At 40.9% G+C, this 18,890-nt stretch carries 15 protein-coding genes and 1 pseudogene; 4 read left to right on the top strand and 12 right to left on the bottom strand.

Annotated elements, in window-relative coordinates; genetic code table 11:
* Positions 1-219: 219 nt before the first annotated feature.
* From AK822_RS02290 to AK822_RS02280, 3 genes are all read left to right on the top strand, one after another.
* Entirely contained in the window at positions 220-2,772 is a 2,553-nt protein-coding gene (locus AK822_RS02290; protein WP_045453697.1) for a RelA/SpoT family protein, read from the top strand.
* Positions 2,773-2,825: 53 nt separating this feature from the next.
* Entirely contained in the window at positions 2,826-3,764 is a 939-nt protein-coding gene (mutM, locus tag AK822_RS02285) for a bifunctional DNA-formamidopyrimidine glycosylase/DNA-(apurinic or apyrimidinic site) lyase (protein ID WP_060490429.1), read from the top strand.
* 328 nt (positions 3,765-4,092) lie between these two features.
* Positions 4,093-4,533 (top strand): hypothetical protein, encoded by a 441-nt coding sequence (locus AK822_RS02280; RefSeq protein WP_060490428.1) that lies wholly within the window; start codon positions 4,093-4,095, stop codon positions 4,531-4,533.
* Positions 4,534-4,656: 123 nt separating this feature from the next.
* On the opposite strand, the gene mscL is transcribed toward AK822_RS02280, so the two are convergent.
* The 3 genes from mscL to AK822_RS02265 form a co-directional block, all read right to left on the bottom strand.
* Positions 4,657-5,100: a large conductance mechanosensitive channel protein MscL gene (gene mscL / locus AK822_RS02275; RefSeq protein WP_060490427.1), complete on the bottom strand. Its 444-nt coding sequence runs from the start codon at positions 5,098-5,100 to the stop codon at positions 4,657-4,659.
* A gap of 285 nt (positions 5,101-5,385) precedes the next feature.
* Positions 5,386-7,236 (bottom strand): translational GTPase TypA, encoded by a 1,851-nt coding sequence (gene typA, locus AK822_RS02270; protein WP_055125731.1) that lies wholly within the window; start codon positions 7,234-7,236, stop codon positions 5,386-5,388.
* A 356-nt stretch (positions 7,237-7,592) separates the two neighbouring features.
* Positions 7,593-8,903: an OmpA family protein gene (locus tag AK822_RS02265; RefSeq protein ID WP_060490426.1), complete on the bottom strand. Its 1,311-nt coding sequence runs from the start codon at positions 8,901-8,903 to the stop codon at positions 7,593-7,595.
* A 560-nt stretch (positions 8,904-9,463) separates the two neighbouring features.
* On the opposite strand from AK822_RS02265, the gene AK822_RS02260 reads away from it, so the two are divergent.
* Positions 9,464-10,189: a GspH/FimT family pseudopilin gene (locus AK822_RS02260; RefSeq protein WP_228139050.1), complete on the top strand. Its 726-nt coding sequence runs from the start codon at positions 9,464-9,466 to the stop codon at positions 10,187-10,189.
* 4 nt (positions 10,190-10,193) lie between these two features.
* On the opposite strand, the pseudogene AK822_RS14790 reads toward AK822_RS02260, so the two are convergent.
* The 9 genes and pseudogenes from AK822_RS14790 to AK822_RS02220 all read right to left on the bottom strand — a co-directional run.
* Positions 10,194-10,526 (bottom strand): annotated as a pseudogene (locus AK822_RS14790) (pyridoxine 5'-phosphate synthase); the annotation flags it as partial.
* Positions 10,504-10,689 carry a pyridoxine 5'-phosphate synthase gene (locus AK822_RS15230; RefSeq protein WP_372885812.1) on the bottom strand — a complete coding sequence of 62 codons (186 nt, stop codon included), beginning with the start codon at positions 10,687-10,689 and terminating at the stop codon, positions 10,504-10,506. The pseudogene AK822_RS14790 and the gene AK822_RS15230, both read right to left, overlap by 23 nt.
* A 118-nt stretch (positions 10,690-10,807) precedes the next feature.
* Positions 10,808-11,584, bottom strand: a complete 777-nt coding sequence (gene recO / locus AK822_RS02250; protein WP_060490424.1) for a DNA repair protein RecO — start codon at positions 11,582-11,584, stop codon at positions 10,808-10,810.
* 56 nt (positions 11,585-11,640) lie between these two features.
* On the bottom strand, positions 11,641-12,606 hold the full coding sequence (gene era / locus AK822_RS02245; protein WP_060492145.1) for a GTPase Era: 966 nt from the start codon (positions 12,604-12,606) through the stop codon (positions 11,641-11,643).
* 360 nt (positions 12,607-12,966) lie between these two features.
* Positions 12,967-13,764 carry a ribonuclease III gene (gene rnc / locus AK822_RS02240; RefSeq protein ID WP_060490423.1) on the bottom strand — a complete coding sequence of 266 codons (798 nt, stop codon included), beginning with the start codon at positions 13,762-13,764 and terminating at the stop codon, positions 12,967-12,969.
* 120 nt (positions 13,765-13,884) lie between these two features.
* Positions 13,885-14,277: a DUF4845 domain-containing protein gene (locus AK822_RS02235; RefSeq protein WP_227690139.1), complete on the bottom strand. Its 393-nt coding sequence runs from the start codon at positions 14,275-14,277 to the stop codon at positions 13,885-13,887.
* 145 nt (positions 14,278-14,422) lie between these two features.
* Complete coding sequence (lepB, locus tag AK822_RS02230) at positions 14,423-15,325, bottom strand: signal peptidase I (protein ID WP_060490421.1); 903 nt, start codon at positions 15,323-15,325, stop codon at positions 14,423-14,425.
* A 104-nt stretch (positions 15,326-15,429) separates the two neighbouring features.
* Positions 15,430-17,226: a translation elongation factor 4 gene (gene lepA / locus AK822_RS02225; protein ID WP_060490420.1), complete on the bottom strand. Its 1,797-nt coding sequence runs from the start codon at positions 17,224-17,226 to the stop codon at positions 15,430-15,432.
* 349 nt (positions 17,227-17,575) lie between these two features.
* A complete protein-coding gene (locus tag AK822_RS02220) occupies positions 17,576-18,820 on the bottom strand; it encodes a capsule biosynthesis protein (protein WP_060490419.1) in 1,245 nt (414 codons plus the stop codon).
* Positions 18,821-18,890: the final 70 nt, after the last annotated feature.

Genomic DNA, 18,890 nt, shown 5'->3' with positions numbered 1-18,890 from the left:
AGATAATAGTAAACAATATTCCTAGGCTGGTTTTTTCCATTCTTGTGAACGTTTGCACTCATAGCTTTATATATTTTACGCGCATTTTATGACTGCTAAAAAACAGATTTTTTAGCAGTTATATTGGTTTATAGCTGATACTTTATGAATCGTAAGTTCAACGTGTGTGCATAGTAGATGAGGTTATAATCAATTCAAAATAGCTAAGAGGAGTCGGCTATGGTAAAAATTCGTGAAGGATTACCGCTGGTGGATGGACAGACCACCCAAGCCGATAGTGCAGCACTTGCCGCTCAACTGGTCGCGAGCCAACGCTCGCACCAGTCTGCCAATAGCTATGCCCAAATCCCCCTCGATATCAAATACCAGCTGTCCACTCATAAGCTACACACCACTTTTGATCGCTCAGCACTACATGCCTTTCATAGTCATGATCCAAAGCTTGAAAACGAATATTCTGATAACCCGCTTTTAGATAAAAATAATGCTCTCTCAGATAAAGAGCTCGAAGCGATTGATTTAGATCAAGTCAATATTGATGTTCCTACTTGGTTAGACAATGTCGCCAAACGTATCGGACAAGAGTCTGTACCTCACTTGAGTGCTGCTTGTGAATTTATTCGCAGTCATATGAATACTAGCGAGTCTGAGCGTTCAGGCGCTTATGTCACGGGTATTGGCATGACAGACATATTAACTTATCTCTACCAAGACGAAGACGCTCTTGTGGCTGCAATGCTCTATCGTAGTGCGCGAAAATCAATCATAAGCCTCGCTGATATCGAGAAAAAATTCGGTGCAGACATATCGACCCTAGTCAAAGATACCTTGGCAATGGGTAAGCTGTCTGAGATTATTGAAAGCAATAAGCGTCTAGAAGATCACTTCGTAAACAATCAGCGCGACCAGCTATCTAATATTTATAGCATGCTAATTTCCGTCACCAATGATGTACGCGTCGTGCTTATCAAATTGGCTGAGCGTACTTTTGCCATGCGCGAATTGACCTTTTCTAATGAAGAGCGACAGAATCGTGTGGCGCGTGAAGTCATGACTATTTATGCCCCATTGGCGCATCGCTTGGGCATCGCGCAACTTAAATGGGAGCTGGAAGATTTAGCCTTTCGCTACCTTGCGCCTGAACGCTATAAAGAGATTGCCAAACTGCTCTCCGAAAAACGCAGTGAACGCGAATCCTATATTCAGCGCGTACAAGACAAGCTTAATGAAGCACTAGCAGAGGCTAATATCGAAGGTGAAGTCTCTGGACGTGTTAAGCATATCTACTCTATCTACCGAAAAATGAAGCTCAAAGGCTTATCGTTTGATCAGCTTTATGACATTCGCGCGCTGCGAGTATTGGTCACCAATCCATCAGACTGTTACCACGTGCTTGGATTGGTACATGGCTTGTGGCGATATATTCCAGAACAATTCGATGATTATATTACCAACCCCAAGTCCAATGGTTATCGCTCACTACATACGGCAGTCATTGCTGAAAACAAATCACTGGAAGTACAAATTCGTACTCATGAAATGCACTTCGAAGCTGAGCTTGGCATGTGTGCTCATGTTAACTACAAAGAAGGTCTAAAGAATAAAAAAGACAATTATCTTAATCAAAGAATCAGCTCGCTGCGTCAGCTGTTATCGATCAATAATGAAACCCGTAACCAACCGCGCTCATCTTTACTAACAGGTGAAGAAATAGAGGGTATGGAGTTTGACGAAGAAGAGCAACTCGTTGATTTTGACGAGCTCGAACGCATCTATATCTTTAGCCGTGATGGTGACATTACTGAACTGCCAAAAGGGGCGACCGTTCTTGATTTTGCTTATTATGTACATACACAAGTTGGTAATCGTGCTCAAGCTGCGCGAGTCAATCAGCGCTATGTACCATTAACCTATCAACTCAAAACGGGTGAACAAGTTGAAATTATCACCAAAGCATCACGTGAGCCCAACCGTGATTGGCTAGTTGCTTCACTTGGATACATTCATACCAACCGTGCACGTTCAAAATTGCGTCAATGGTTCAATAAGCAAGACCGTGATAAGAACATTGAAATTGGTCGTCAAATGCTTAGTAAAGAGCTTGAACGACTATCGGTACATCCCAATAGCATCGATTTAAACGACTATATTCAGCATTTCCATGTCAATACGACTGATGATATTATCGTTGGATTGGTCACAGGCGACATTGGTCTCAACCAACTCACCAGCCATATCTCTCGTCAGCTACACCTAGAACCTGAAAGACCGCCAGAAAATTTTGCGCCAAGTATAGATGCTAGAGAGGCAGGAAAAATCGATGCTTATAAAATTCGTATCGATGGGCTGGATAATATAGAAATCAATCTAGCAGGCTGTTGCCACCCTGTGCATGGCGAGCCAATTGCTGGTTACATCACCTTATCACGAGGTGTCAGTGTCCATAATCGTGGTTGCCCTGAATACTCACGCTTGATTGAACGCGATCCTGAGCGCGAAATAGAGGCTTCGTGGCGGGTACAAGCTGGTCGTTATCAACCCGTTGATATTCACGTAGAAGCCTATGATAGGCGTGGACTGTTGCGTGATTTGACGCAAATTATTGATAAAGAAAATGTCAATATTCGTCAAGTTGAGACGCTTAGTAATGATGATAACATTGCCTTTTTAAAATTTCATATTGAAGTCTCAGGATTGGCGCACCTATCTAAGCTTTTGGCGAAACTAGAGCAACAGCATGGTATCTTGCATGCTCGCCGCGCCGTCGCTTAGATATAAAATCACAAAACACGTCCACTGAATCATAAGGTTATTATAAAAATATCATGCCTGAACTGCCTGAAGTAGAAACAACCAAAACCAGCCTTGCACCGTTATTAGGGCAACGCATCATCGATATAAAAGTTTTCCAGCCAAAGCTGCGCTGGGCGATGCCAGATGATTTAGATGGCTTGATTGATTACATGCTAGATAGCATTGAGCGCCGCGCAAAATATTTAATTCTTAACTTTTTACCTTTATTACCCAATGATGATAGCGCTGCGGCTCAAACTGCTACGTTAGTACCGCGTCAACTTTTGGTACATTTAGGCATGTCGGGCAGCCTGCAACAGCAGAGCTACGGTACTGAAAAGCGCAAGCATGATCATCTCATCATTGTTTTTAAGGGCGTTAATAATACAAAAGTCCAGCTACATTACTATGACCCAAGACGTTTTGGGTCAGTGTTATGGCACAAGGATTATAGTGCTAAGCTATTAGATCATTTAGGTCCTGAACCATTATCAGATGAATTTACTGCAGACTACCTGTATCAACTGATTCAACGGTCAAACTTGCTTGATCACAGTGCTGATACTGTAGCAATTGGCAACGCCAAATCAAAGAAGCAGCCCATTGCTCGCGCTATAAAATCAGTCATCATGGAACAACAGGTCGTCGTGGGTGTCGGTAATATCTATGCGACTGAAAGCCTATATTTATCAGCTATTCATCCAGCCACCCCCGCTGACCAACTGTCCCATGCTCAGATGATTATTTTGGTCGATCATATTAAAGTTATTCTACAAAAGGCGATAGCGCTTGGTGGTTCGACACTGCGAGACTTCACCGTAGCAGATGGCCAAACCGGTTACTTCCAGCAGACATTAAATGTCTATGGTAGACAAGGGAAAACTTGTCCGCATTGTGACGCTGTGCTTGAGAATATCAAAATTAATGGTCGCGCCAGTATATTCTGTCCCAACTGTCAGCCAATCCTTTAAATATTATCTGAAACTATCACTATCTGTTTCGCCTTAAATACCAGAATAACTTAGGTATCAAGTCATAGAATATGGCAGCACAATACTCTTGACTGAGTGTCCTATTATTTTGCACTAATATCATTATATCGCGCGCCATTTTTGTTGCTTATTGACACACATCTTGCTTTAATAGTATGAGCACTTACATAAATAGTGCATAATGTTTATACATCTGTAATATATTTAGCTTACTTATCGTTGCGCATTATTTATATAGGGAAATTGTCTCTGTGTGGAAATAGCAGCAGCTAATAATCATACCAATTATGAATTTTAGGACATCGTTATGACTGTTAAAGCCAAAAACCAACGCACAGTTAAGCAAAAAGCCATTACTATAGCCGCAAGCTTAAGTTTAATGGCTGCTACTATGCAGCCTGCCTTGGCAGCCATAGAAATTGATGAGACAGACTTTGGACCTTCTTATGAGACAATGGTGGTTGATACTGTAGTGGGTAAACCTCTACAACTGGTCAGTGCCGTTGCTGGTACTGCCGCCTACCTAGTTAGTCTACCCTTCTCGCTTATCGGTGGTAATGCGGATCAGGCGCAGCAGAAACTTTTTGTTGAACCTTGGGATGCGATGGGACGTTGCTTAGGTTGTACTGTGGCTGAAGATAACTATTACAAATCACAAGTGACTAATGATAATGTTGTACGTATTGTCGTTGATCAACCATCTGAGATTTTGATTAATACCAACGATTATGTTGTAGTTACGCCATAGTTTTTATATTAACAGCTGGTTAAATGATACAACTGCGCTAAAGACAATGCATTTATGAATTATCCATAAAAAAGGCTAACACGACGTTAGCCTTTTTTGTGTTTTTAATCAAATCATCATATTTTATTTTGAAACAGCGGTATTACCTAATTTAGCACTAATTTCACGAAGCAATTGCACCTCTTCTGAAGGTTGTTTTACCAACTCTTGTACTTCTTCTTTACGACGCATTTTATTAACCATTCTAACCATCATAAAAATAATAAATGCTAGAATTAAGAAATTAATCAGTACGGTAATGAAACTGCCGTAGGCTAATACAGGAACGCCAGCCGCTTTGAGGGCATCATAGGTCATGGCAACACCTTCAGGCGCATCACCCAACACTAAGAACATGTTTTTGAAATTGATCTCGCCACCTGCTATGAAGGCCACTATTGGCATAATAATGTCTTCAACTAAGGACGTTGTGATAGTGGCAAATGCCCCACCGATAATGACACCGACCGCTAAGTCCATCACATTACCTTTTAGAGCGAATTCTTTAAACTCAGAAACCATACTCATTATTTTCTCCTCAAAATACCAATCTATAATCGAATAAGTATCTCAACAGTCGACCCAATCTTGAGCCTTAAGAGTAATAGTAAGAAACACTACTACTGTCAGTTATTCTGTCTATATTCTATGGAAATTACAACAAAAAAAAGCAGCATAAAATGAACCATATTTAGTTCACTCTATACTGCTAATTTTTTAGTTATCTTGATGCCCATTATTAAATAACAACAGCATCAAATGCTTCTATAAAATATCAGTCCAATAAATTACTCAGTGATTCATGGCTCAATATTAAGCACCTTTTTTACCACGGCCGTGACGCTTACGCTCACTTTCAGTCAAATAACGCTTACGCAGACGAATCGCCTTAGGTGTTACTTCAACCAATTCATCATCTTGAATGAATTCAAGCGCTTGCTCAAGTGTGAACTTGACTGCTGGAGTCAACGTCAATGCTTCATCAGTACCACTCGCACGAACGTTGGTTAACTGCTTAGCAGTCGTTGGGTTAACAGCCATATCATCGTTACGTGAGTTAAGACCAACGATCATACCTTCGTAAACTTCAAGCTGTGGCTCAGCAAACAATTTACCACGTTTTTGCAGGTTAAATAGCGCGAAACCTAAGCAAACACCCTTCGCCATAGAAACTAAGACACCGTTCGAGCGACCACCAACATCACCGATCTTTTGTGGACCGTAATGTGAGAAGCTTGACGTCATGATACCAGTTCCTGAGGTCAACGTTAAGAACTCAGAACGGAAACCGATCAAACCACGGGCAGGCATCGTCGCTTCGATACGCATACGACCTTTACCATCAAGCTCCATATTGGTCATCTCGCCTTTACGCAAGCCAACCTGCTCCATGATAGAACCTTGATGCTCATCTTCAATATCAAAAACAACGTTTTCATACGGTTCTTGTAATTTACCATCCACTTCTTTGACGATAACTTCTGGGCCTGAAACACCCATCTCAAAACCTTCACGGCGCATGTTTTCAATCAATACAGATAGATGAAGTTCACCGCGACCTGATACTTTGAATTTATCAGGAGATTCTGTATCTTCTACACGTAATGCTACGTTATGAATCAATTCACGCTCAAGACGCTCACGGATATTACGCGAGGTCACAAACTTGCCATCACGACCAGCAAAAGGTGAGTTATTTACTTGGAAGTTCATTGAAACGGTAGGTTCATCAACCGTTAATGCTGGTAACGCTTCGACAGCACTAGGATCACAAATCGTATCTGAGATATTAAGCGAATCAATACCAGTAATACAAACGATGTCACCAGCTTGTGCATCTTCAACATCAATACGATCAAGACCATGATAACCCATAATTTTCAAAATACGGCCGTTACGGGTATTGCCATTTTTGTCGATTACAGTCACTTGAGTATTGGTTTTAACTTTACCACGCTGAATACGACCAATGCCGATAACGCCAACAAAACTGTTGTAATCAAGGCTTGAGATTTGCATACGGAACGGTGCGTCAGCATCAACTTGAGGAGGCTGAACCACATCAACAATCGTTTTGAAAAGTGGTGTCATGTCATCAGCCAAATCGTCAGCTTCCAAACCTGCAATACCATTCAATGCTGAGGCATAAACAACTGGGAAATCAAGCTGTTCATCAGTTGCACCCAAGTTATCAAAAAGATCGAAGATTTGATCCATTACCCAGTCAGGGCGCGAGCCAGGACGGTCAATTTTATTGATGACAACGATAGGTTTTAGACCTTGCTCGAACGCTTTTTGCGTCACAAAACGGGTCTGTGGCATTGGGCCATCAACCGCATCAACGACTAGAAGCACGCAGTCAACCATAGACATTACACGCTCAACTTCACCACCAAAGTCGGCGTGACCTGGGGTGTCAACAATGTTGATACGATATTCAGTATCATCAGTCTTATCTGTCCAGCGGATGGCTGTATTTTTAGCCAAAATGGTAATACCACGTTCTTGCTCAATATCGCCTGAATCCATTGCACGTTCAGCAATGTTTGCACGGTCGCCAAAAGTACCAGACTGATGTAATAACTTATCAACCAAAGTTGTTTTACCGTGGTCAACGTGGGCAATAATTGCAATGTTACGCAGGTGTTTGATATCGTTCGCCATATAAAATGCTCGTTTCGTCTTAAAAAAATGCAGTAGCAATAAGCGCCGCTGGATAAACTTTTACCATCAACCAGATAGATATTGAGTACTTACTTTTGGAAGACTGCACAATAGATGCGGTTAATCAAATAATTTCAATATAATCAAGTATCTACACTGATAAATTCATCATACAGATAGCTATGCTAATGTACATTCTGTCAATTTACAGAATGTTTGGGCAGCTAGTATAACATTATTGCTCCACAAATTTATGTAATAACTTGCTTTTCTCAATCCATAAATAAAAAAAAGCCACCCATTAGGTGACTTTTTTTGTAACTATATATTTAGTAAAACAATCGGTCCAATACTATTTACTGAACAACCATATCTTTAGTTTGTTCAACAGTCATTGTTTTGTCACCAGTGATGATGGCATAAACACGACGGTTCATAGCACGACCTTCTTCAGTGTCGTTTGGAGCGATTGGTTGGTCATAACCATAGCCAACTGTTGATATACGGTTTGGAGCAATACCGAATTCGTTAGTTAACATAGATTTAACAGCAACGGCACGGGCTTCAGATAAACGTTGGTTATAACGTGCTGAAGGACCAGTTTTAGAAGCATGACCTTCGATACGTGCTGTAGAGTTAGGATACTCGCGCATCTTCTCTGCTACTTTAGCGATTTCAGGTTGATACTGAGATTTGATCGTTGATTTATCGTTATCAAAGAATACACGTAGTTCCATTTTCAGCTCATCAGTAATATCTACTGGTACTGGGCAACCGCGCTCATCTACTACGACATTCATAGGAGTGCCTGGGCATGCATCGATGCTATCAGGTACGCCATCGCCATCAGAATCAAGATCAGATTCAACTACGACTACTGGAGTAGTATCGATAACTGGCTCTTGCATTGGTGGTACTGCTACTGTAGGCGCTAAATGGCCACCAAGTACAACTTCTAGACCGGCCAAAGCCATGCCTTCCCACCAGTTATTATCAAAGTTATGAATCGCACGAGCTTCACCACGTAGGCTTAAAGCATCGTTGATACGATACATAGCACCTAGACCTAGGTTACCAATGGTATCTTTAGACTCTGCAACTTCAGTACCAGCTGATACAGGTTGACCTGCTGTAGTACCTTGCGCATTACCCGTCGCAACATATTGCTCTTGGTTCTCTACTTTAATCTTAGATTGACCAGCACCAACCAATACATATGGTTTGAATGCGCTATCAGTATAACCAGTAAATTCTTCAGTACCGATTAAGAAGTTACCAGAAAGCATGGTTTGTTCTACGTCAAAACGGTTAACACCAGCGTCTGCTGATCTTTCTGAAGCTTCGCCGTTTGCATTTGATACACCATACTCTACTTGGAACTGAGTAGAAGGAGTTAGCTCAATACCTAGTGCAGCACCAGTATATAGACTGCTTTCTTTAGCTACGCCACCGTTTAGATTTCCGTTACGACCATCAATTGGTTGTGATGGATTCTGACCATTCATATAAAGGTCTTTACCAGTCTTAAGGACTTCGCGTTGCTCGTCATGAGCTTCGCCAGTGTAATGATAACCTAGTAACAATGGGCTAATAGTTACGCCAGCATTAGCTGCTAAAGGTGCAGCTGCTACAGCAACCAGAGCTAGAGCAATTTTATTCAATTTCATGGACTTCCTCCAAAGGATAATTTGAGTGATGCATTAAGCAAAACCGCTTCTCAAGATGCTCTAAAATAGACATCTTTTACGAATTTTAAGTGACAAAGCAAAACCAATTAAGGAGTAGCTTAGCGATTATCAATTCAGTTTACAACTTTTTTCGTTAACGAGCTACACATTATTACACGATAATGTCGTAACTAAAACACAATAACCAGCTTAAGTTACTTAGAACTAACACACCTTACGCTTTTTATCTTTTGTATGTCAGTTCACAATAGATAGTAAACCTAACAGTATCTATTGTCTGGGCGTATTTTAGTACAGTTAGTATTTTTTCTCTATTATTAAAACCAGTCATTCACTAATTGAAACATTTTTTGACAGTAGACATATATTCTGTTTATATTATAGCACTCAACATTATTTCATACATCATAAATTTGATCATTACTCCAAAATTTCGCGCGCATATTGGCTCGATTTTACGCAATGATTGGATTGAATAACATTTAAAGAAGCGAGACTGTTTTATTGAACTAAACTACTTATTATAGGTAACAAGCCTCATGGCATTGCTGCATAAAACATTATCAAGTTACAAAGAGCTCTCAGCATTTATGTTATGGGTTTTTACTTCAAATAAGCACAGGCTAGCTCAAAGCCGATTGATTCTTTATGTGTATCACAGATATATAGTATCTCTCTATAAAAGAGCACCTAATACAAACACTAGAACAGACCCAAGCACTGTTAATAGACATAACAAGGGTTTTACGCTGGTTGAACTTATCGTCACTGTATGTGTATTAGCAATTATAGTGACGATCGCAGCCCCAGTCATACGAACGCAATTAGCACGTATGGAAGCCAAACGGATTCAAAGTCAGTTAGAGAATTCTCTTGCCTTAGCCAAGGCTGAGAGTTACATCAGAAGACAGAATGTGATTGTTTGCTTGTCTGATACTGGAGGGCGCTGCCATAGAGACAGCGATAAGACACTTTTGTTATTCATAGATAAAAATGACAATAATCACTTTGATGCTCAGGTAGATTCATTAGTCGTTCAGCAGTCTTTAAATCCTAAATACAGTAAGCTAAGTTTACGAGTTGGAAGTCGACGCCACTACACCAAATTTTGGGGTGAGAGTGGCAAACCACGAGGACATTTTGGCCATATAAAATACTGTCCCATCGTTGCTTATAATGAAGCAATGTATCTAATATCATTTAACCAAGGAGGTATTATTAAACAAAAACTTAATGAAGATCATCCCACCGAATGTGACGAATAAAAAACTACCACTGACATAAATTACCACTCACATTTTTTGATAGCTCTATATATCTATATACATTATACATTGCTTCTTTCATCATAATGACGGCCTGCTCGAGTCCTACAAATACAGCGTCTGCAATTAATGCATGACCAATATTCAACTCATAAATACCCTCAATTTGTGCGATAGCATTCACATTATCACGTGTCAGACCATGACCTGCGTTAATTAAGAGGTTATTATCACTGCGTCGAGCAGTAGCAACAGCTTGCTTAATTCGTTTCAGCTCAGCATTTTGTATGTCCATATCGGCTACCAAGCTTGCCTCAGCATAAGCGCCTGTATGTAACTAATAGCCTCAGCGCCGCATTCTCGCACCAAAGAGCGGCGGCTAAAGGGCTTGGATAACTAACCCCACGCGCTTGACGTAAAGTTGCTACGTGAGCAATGTTTACACTTAATAAAGGTTTTTGCAAAGGGTTGTTAGATGAAGGTAATGAAGCAGTGGTCATAAGAGATTTTTTTGATAACGAAACCCAATTGACTGATCAACGGTACAAGAATATGAAACTTTAGACAGTCTCAGTAGCAATCGGATTGGTTATAGCACTTTGAGGATAGTACTATTATTTATTGGTAACGCTGTTGCTGTTGCCATAATAAGCGGCTTTGCAAGGGTTGATAATCCAGTAAATGGTCAATAAGCTGTCGATGGATTTTTGACCAATTATTTAAGGTTTTGTCAGTAATACCTAACTGCGTCATTGCGATAATATCAGTACCTTTGAAAAAAAATTGCCCCATAGTATTGTCTAAATGCTCAGTCTGTATATCATTCTGCAAGACAGGCACTAAACCAACATCAGGTAAAAAGCGATAAGAATCGTCAGGCTGAATGATGTTTTCAATACTATCTTGCGTCAATATTAAGCTAAAACCCAACTCATTGAATAAATGCTTCTCAAATTGGCGCAAGCACAACCGTAATTCGTTGGCGCTCAAAGGTCGCCTAAGCTGAGACAGACTGTCCTGATAATGTAGCCATAATACTGGCATTGGATCTTCAGTCGACAACAACCGCCATAGTATTTCGTTTAAATACAACGCCGCATATTGATGTTGACCTGTAATATTTTCGTAGGGCAGTGCTTCTAAAACAGTGGCAATGCCATCATCTTTTGCTATGCCTGTTTGAGTTGTGTGTTGCGATGCAATATTGATCTGACTAAACGTTTTTAAATCGCGTTTACCAGTGGCAAAGAGCTGCAATGGCATGAACAATGGCGCGCCTTTTTTCCCAATACCATGGATCACGCCATGTTGCTGAGAAAACAGATAATATAAGGCGCGCTTTTCTTGATAAGGACGCTGATGCAATAAATAACCGACTAACGCTTCATTGCGCATTTCTTATTACCTCAGCATCGAGCATATAGAAAAGTGATTCAAGCGCTATTCTTCAATCAATATCCTAAGCTAGTCAATGCACGTTCGTCATCAGACCAGCCACGTTTCACTTTCACCCACAGTGTCAGCATGATTTTTTTATCAAACAACTGCTCCATATCTTTACGAGCATCCATACCAACTTGCTTAATACGCTGACCTTTATCACCAATCACAATGGCTTTTTGACCACTACGTTCAACATAAATAGTCGCATCGATGAAAGTACAAGCCTTACGTGGACGCCCTGTCTTTGGATCAGTGTGCGCAGGCTCATCTTTGAACCCATCAATCTGTACAGTTAAGTCATATGGCACTTCGTCACCAGCGCTACGCATGATTTTTTCGCGGATAATTTCACTGGCCAAAAATCGTTCTGAGCGGTCAGTAATTTGCTCGGTATCATAGATAGGAGCAGCAATAGGAAGATGCGAAGCAATCACTTCTTGTAGACGATCTAGGTTTTGGTTTTTTAAGGCAGATACTGGTACGATATCGGCAAAATCAAAACTGTCATTAAACGTCTCAATCAGCGGCAACACGCTGCCTTTATCTTTTAAGGTATCAGATTTATTAATAACCAATACCACATTTAAATTGGTGTCGCCAAGCTTTTGTAGAACTAACAAATCATCATCACGCCATTGATCTGAATCAACAACGAATAATACCAAATCAACATCTACTAATGCAGATACCGCAGCTTTATTCATACGCTCATTAATAGCACGTACTTCATTGCGATGAATACCCGGCGTGTCAACGAATACTGCCTGCATCTCGTGATTTGACAAAATACCGTGGATACGGTGACGAGTCGTTTGCGGCTTACGTGATGTAATAGACAGCTTTTGACCCAATAAGTGATTCATCAAAGTCGATTTACCAACATTTGGACGTCCAACGATCGCGACATAACCCGCTTTAAAATCATCAGCAATACCTGCATGAATACTAGGGGCAAAGAATTCTTCAATTGCCATATCGTTGTCTACAGTAATATCTTCTGCTTGATTGATGCCATCGTTAGTAGTATCGATATTATCTTGGTTTTGATTCAATTCTGTGTTTTCGGTCATATTTTTGGCATTATCTTCATCATTGGATGGCAAGTCAGTACGATTGCTCATAGGTTAATCCTATAGAATTTATACCCAGTTAAATGGTGCTTAATGATGTATTGGCTGTATCAGCACTAAAAAAGCAAAACCATCATCGGCTGGGAAATATTTAAGGTTTTGAAATGTGTGACGTTTACGCTAATTTAAATAAACGATTTTTAAAACGTCACTTAACATATATTGTCAAAAAAGTGGTATGTGCGATCCATAGGTTAATCCTAGTTAGGATCGCTTTTTAGCTGAACTCGGCAGTTTATGCAATTGGTTAATCATTAGTTCTGCTGCTTTTTGTTCAGCGATACGGCGGCTCTCACCAGATTCAGTAATATCAACACAGTTATTGATATTAACATGGCAACGTACAACAAAAATTTGATGCGGCGCGTTACCACGTGTTTCCATCAGCTCATAATGTGGCAGATCAAACTGCTTAGATTGTAGCCACTCTTGCAATCGACTCTTGGCATCTTTTAAGGCTTTTTGGTCATTAACGTTGTCAATCAAATCACCATACCATGAGAGTACACAATCGCGAGTAATATCCAAATTTTGGCTGTCTAAATAAATAGCACCAATCAAAGACTCCACGGCATCAGCCAATATAGAAGCGCGATTGCGCCCACCACCTTTACGCTCACCTATCCCTAATATCAAATGATTAGAGAGCTCTAAGTTTTGCGCAATAATGACCAATGATTCTTGACGTACCAAAGTGGCACGCATACGAGTCAAGCGACCCTCATTTTGGCTAGGATAGCGATGATATAAAGCCTCACCCACAATCATTCCTAACAGCGCGTCTCCTAAAAACTCTAAACGCTCATAATTTTTTTTGCTATCAAATGAGCGGTGTGTCAACGCAAGTTTGGGAAGGCTCAAGTCCTTAAACACATAGCCTAACTTGCGTGTTAATACGGCTAATTGCTGAATAAATTCTGAGCTAACAATCAGCGTGTCGACAGACGTGCTATTTTGTTGAGGAGTAGGAATCGCTTGGGAGTGCTGCAAAGTTGGTTTCATGCGTGGCTTGTGGTTATCCCTTCTGTTTTACTGATTTGGTTAGTAATAGTATGGATTAATAAATATTATAAAGACATTCAGATATTAAAAAGTTTAAGAGTGATCTAACACTCTTTTTAGTTACTCTGCTGTTGTCATATCGATATCACCTTCGAAGCGATTGACGATATCAACATTACCAAAGAAATTGTTGGTGACTGCATATTGTTTACGAATAGCCAATTGTCCCGTCTTTTTATCAATAAAAGTAAATACGTCTTCCGCCTGAGTATCGTAGTCAGCATTAATAGATAGCTGTCTATTAACACGCTCGACAAACTGCTTGGCCGTCTCATTATTATTATTTGCTTCCTTAAGCTGTGCGCTTAAGGTCTTGGTCAATTGATAATCACCAATCTGAGCAGGTACGATAGCAACCATCAATTTGGCAGCAACTCCTAACACAAGAATAATTAAAACGATACTCGTTACGCTAGCACCACGCTGTGTGGCGATTCCAGATAATTGCTGCACTATGATATCCCTCTACTGGTAAACAACTATTTTTAGGAGCTACCGAAATACTAGGTAGCCATTTATTAGATAGCAACAATATTAGCATAAAACTATTATCGATAAATCAACCAATAGAGCGTCTCATAATCTTAATTACATAATCTTAATCAATAGTACCATTGCGTTCAAAGGTTGGTAAATTAAGCCCGGGTGGCTTATGCATCCAGATATAAACCGCTTTACCCGCTAAATTCTCATCAGGAACAAATCCCCAAAACCGACCATCAGCACTACGATCACGGTTATCACCCATCACAAAATACTGACCTTCTGGAACGCTAATACGCCATTTGGTACCTGCTGAGCTAACCACCTCTGGCGATTGCTGCTGCAAAAATGGTGCATATTGAGAACTATTCATACCATTCAAGTAACGAACAAGATGCTTGTTTTCACCTTGTATTTCCTGAAAGTATTGCGCCTCACCCTCTTCTTGTTGACCCATCGCTGCCGCACTGTCTTCGGTCAGTACTTGCCCTGGACCAATTTGTCCTGGTAAATAAAGCTGTGAGGTCAACTCAGGGTTTGCCGCAAAATCGACAGGCTTAGTGTCAACTGGGACATCGTTGATAGAAAGTGTCCCTTGATCATAACTAACAGTATCACCAGGCAAACCAATGACACGCTTGATATAATAAATACTTGGGTTTTCAGGATAGCGGAATACCGCCACATCACCATGCTCAGGCGCGCCCGTATCCAGCACTTTGTTATACGTCAGCGGTAGGCGCACCCCGTAGGCATACTTATTAACCGCAATAAAATCGCCCGTATATAATGTCGGCACCATAGAAGATGAAGGGATATTAAAAGGCTCAATCAAAAACGAGCGTACTATTAACACCACTGCCAATACAGGGAAAAAATCATAAGCCCAGCGTACCAAGAGACTTTCTTGACCACGCCCGCGAGTTTTACGCTGTTTCAGGGTCAGCTTATCTAATAGCCAAATAATACCCAAACCAATGGTTAATGGTACTAAAATTAAATTAAAATCAAAATCCATACTCAATTGCCTATTAACGAGCGACTTATCTGGCTATCTATACTATCAACTGCGCCACTAATTACACCAAAAAAACTATCGTTGACCAGTCAATTAGTAATGACTTACTCAACCTGCAATACCGCTAAGAAGGCTTCTTGTGGAATCTCCACATTACCGACTTGCTTCATACGTTTTTTGCCGGCTTTTTGCTTAGACAGTAGCTTTTTCTTACGCGACACATCACCGCCATAACACTTAGCCAAGACGTCTTTACGCATGGCTTTCACTGTACTACGCCCAATAATTTGGCTACCAATCGCGGCCTGAATTGCCACATCAAACATCTGACGCGGAATCAATTCTTTCATCTTAGTCACCAAAGCATTACCACGATAGCGTGATTGGGTTTCATGAACAATCATGGCCAGCGCATCGACTTTTTCGCCATTGATTAATACATCTACTTTAACCAATTTATCGACTTGATAACGCTCAAAATTATAGTCAAGTGAGGCAAAACCGCGCGAAACGGATTTTAGACGGTCAAAGAAGTCCATGACCACCTCTCCCATCGGAATATCAAAGATCAGCTGTACTTGACGACCCATAAAACGCATATCTACCTGTACGCCGCGGCGCTCGATACAAAGCGTCATGACATTACCTAAGTAATCTTGCGGTACTAAAATCTGACAGCGGGCAATGGGCTCACGGAACTCTTCAATATTATTCGGCTCAGGGAGTCTTGATGGATTATCAACATACATGATATCGCCATTTTTCTTGACGATCTCGTAGATAACGGATGGCGCAGTAGTAATCAAATCCAAGTCATATTCACGCTCTAAACGCTCTTGGATAATCTCCATGTGCAGCATACCAAGGAAACCACAACGGAAACCAAAGCCTAGTGCATCTGAGGTATCAGGCTCAAAAAACAATGACGCATCATTGATTTGTAGCTTTTGTAGCGCTTCACGGAATTTTTCAAAATCAGTAGAATCAACAGGGAACATACCGGCATAGACTTGCGGAGTAATCTGTTTAAAACCTGGAATACGCTCAACGTCTGGCGTTTTAGAATGAGTAATCGTATCACCCACTGGAGCGCCAGCGATATCTTTGATACCAGCAATAATAAAACCGACTTCACCCGCCTCCAAGATACCCGTATCGACAGGCTTGGGCGTAAAGACACCGATCGAGCCGACTAAATGCGATTCTTTGGTTGATTTGATATAAAGTTTATCTCCTTTTCGGATAGTACCTTCACGTACCCGAACTAAAGACACAACGCCTAGATAATTATCAAACCAAGAGTCAATAATCAATGCTTGTAGTGGCGCCTCACGATCACCAGTCGGTGCAGGGATAAATTCAACCAATGCTTCTAGTAACTTATCGACGCCCAAACCCGACTTAGCAGAAACTCGTGGTGCATCAACAGCGTCAATACCGATGATGTCTTCAATCTCTTGAATGACACGCTCAGGCTCGACTTGTGGCAAATCAATTTTATTTAATACCGCCATGACTTCTAGACCCTGATCAACGGCAGTATAGCAGTTGGCCACGGACTGAGCTTCCACCCCTTGCGCAGCATCAACGACCAATAGCGCCCCTTCACAAGCGGCTAGTGAACGCGACACCTCATATGAGAAGTCAACGTGTCCTGGAGTATCGATAAAGTTGAGCTGATAGCGCTCACCATTAGGATGATCGTAGAATAAGGTTACCGACTGCGCTTTAATGGTGATACCGCGCTCACGCTCAATATCCATGGAGTCAAGTACTTGCGCCTGCATCTCGCGATCTTGCAAGGCACCGCACATTTGAATAAAACGATCAGCAAGCGTCGACTTGCCATGATCAATGTGGGCAATGATTGAAAAGTTACGAATATTTGCTAATGCAGTCACAAAGCGCCTACTAAATTAAGGGTGATAGAATAATAAAATTAAGAAATAAATGCTGTCAGGCGCAACCGCTAAAATAGCTGTCCATCGCTGAGGAGAAAATAATTAGAATCAGCTTATTTGCCAATATTATCATCTCCAATCAACCGCTCAGGACGTCAACTCTTACGCGCAGGCATGAAAGAGTATTCTAGCAGTTTTCTACCATAAAGTAAGGCGATTTTATTAGCAGAGGGATGATTTACAAGTGAAGTTACGAGCGGATAACTGTACAGATAGAAAGCGAGCGGCTTGATAGCACCTTATTCACTTCGACAAGACTCATGCTAACTGGATATGAACAATCAATAATCTACTGAGGGGTATTGGTTTTGGACAGATCCCTCTCTATGGGTTCACATCCTGCGCTATGCAGATATTTATGCATCCATGGTGACTTACCGTAAAAAGCTCCGTTGATCTGAGTTTGCTCTATCAAGTATTCACGAAATCTAAGATAAAACTCATTATCTGGGCGGTGAGGTTGTTGCCAAAACTCATTCAGTGGTTTTTGATCTATCAGTTTCGGCGTATCATAAATCGCGCGACCCATGATCTTGGTAGGTTTTTTGTGATATACCGACTGCAACCCTGTCGTGCTATTGATGGTCACCATCCCAATACTGTGTTTCATCAAGGTTGGCAAGTGCATGTCACAACCATAGAATACACGATCCGCCACTTGATAGCGTCTAGCCAAGCTAGATACCAGCTCGCGATAATCTCGATGACCACGATCTAACGGATGATGCTTAAATACCAGTAATTGCTGCTTATCAGCATACTCTGCAAAGCTGGCAATAGATTCATCAATAAACTGCACCACATCATGATAGTCACTATGATGGGTAATCTGCGAGTCATTATGCACTTGTAAACTAATCAAAAAATAATTATTACTTTGTTCTTTGGTCAGCTTATTTTGCAATCGCTTATCAGGTAAATACCCTCGCAATTTACGCCATGGTGCTTTGAGCCAAGCGATTGCTTCTTGCCACGCCGTCATACCGCGATAGTGCGAATAGTGCGGATAGCGACTTTTGTACACCCAAACGATAATATAGTAGACAATCGCAGCGATACTCAAACGATAAAAACGATTGTGAGTATACAGTGGTTTATCATTGGCTTTTTTGAGCGCTTTAATATCTGCCGTATTTAAGCGCGAATAGCCATTAATGCCATATTCTTGCAATGTAATGTAATCGGGACGCAAGTAGCCTTCTTCAAATACAAAAAAAGAGGTGCCCAACTGCTCACTGATATAAGCAGCTTGGGTGTGATGCGGACGACAATCACCAAAACAGACAATCGCATCAATGCTATTTTCTTCAATGAAAGCCTGCAACCAAGAAGAGAACTGCGCTAACGTATCGGTATATTCATAGGTATTATCATGATGATAAAAAAATGCATCACCTGCATTAAAGTTAATCTTACTAACCTTAATATTTTGAGTTTGCAGAAATGTCGAAAAACGGTTGAAGAATCCGCCCATCTTTCCTTGTAACAGCAAGACGTGTCGATGAGTAAGCAAGTGAGACATCGAAGCTGCCATAGTATTGAATTACCATTAATGAGAAGATGAAGAATAAAATCGAGAGTATTTATTAAATAACTTGAATATT

Origin of the sequence: Psychrobacter sp. P11F6 (assembly GCF_001435295.1) — a bacterium.
GTDB lineage: Bacteria > Pseudomonadota > Gammaproteobacteria > Pseudomonadales > Moraxellaceae > Psychrobacter.
The sequence above is the reverse complement of the archived record's forward strand: the minus strand, read 5'-3'. Positions and strand labels throughout refer to the sequence as shown.

What these genes read in the sequence shown, in the direction of transcription:
- recO (WP_060490424.1), bottom strand. Translation starts at nt 11,584, where the DNA reads ATGCGCAATGAAGCGTTAGTCGGTTATTTATTGCATCAGCGTCCTTAT.
- AK822_RS02290 (WP_045453697.1), top strand. Translation starts at nt 220, where the DNA reads ATGGTAAAAATTCGTGAAGGATTACCGCTGGTGGATGGACAGACCACC.
- AK822_RS02220 (WP_060490419.1), bottom strand. Translation starts at nt 18,820, where the DNA reads ATGGCAGCTTCGATGTCTCACTTGCTTACTCATCGACACGTCTTGCTG.
- mutM (WP_060490429.1), top strand. Translation starts at nt 2,826, where the DNA reads ATGCCTGAACTGCCTGAAGTAGAAACAACCAAAACCAGCCTTGCACCG.
- AK822_RS15230 (WP_372885812.1), bottom strand. Translation starts at nt 10,689, where the DNA reads ATGACCACTGCTTCATTACCTTCATCTAACAACCCTTTGCAAAAACCT.
- typA (WP_055125731.1), bottom strand. Translation starts at nt 7,236, where the DNA reads ATGGCGAACGATATCAAACACCTGCGTAACATTGCAATTATTGCCCAC.
- AK822_RS02280 (WP_060490428.1), top strand. Translation starts at nt 4,093, where the DNA reads ATGACTGTTAAAGCCAAAAACCAACGCACAGTTAAGCAAAAAGCCATT.
- AK822_RS02260 (WP_228139050.1), top strand. Translation starts at nt 9,464, where the DNA reads ATGGCATTGCTGCATAAAACATTATCAAGTTACAAAGAGCTCTCAGCA.
- AK822_RS02265 (WP_060490426.1), bottom strand. Translation starts at nt 8,903, where the DNA reads ATGAAATTGAATAAAATTGCTCTAGCTCTGGTTGCTGTAGCAGCTGCA.
- mscL (WP_060490427.1), bottom strand. Translation starts at nt 5,100, where the DNA reads ATGAGTATGGTTTCTGAGTTTAAAGAATTCGCTCTAAAAGGTAATGTG.
- era (WP_060492145.1), bottom strand. Translation starts at nt 12,606, where the DNA reads ATGGCAATTGAAGAATTCTTTGCCCCTAGTATTCATGCAGGTATTGCT.
- rnc (WP_060490423.1), bottom strand. Translation starts at nt 13,764, where the DNA reads ATGAAACCAACTTTGCAGCACTCCCAAGCGATTCCTACTCCTCAACAA.
- lepB (WP_060490421.1), bottom strand. Translation starts at nt 15,325, where the DNA reads ATGGATTTTGATTTTAATTTAATTTTAGTACCATTAACCATTGGTTTG.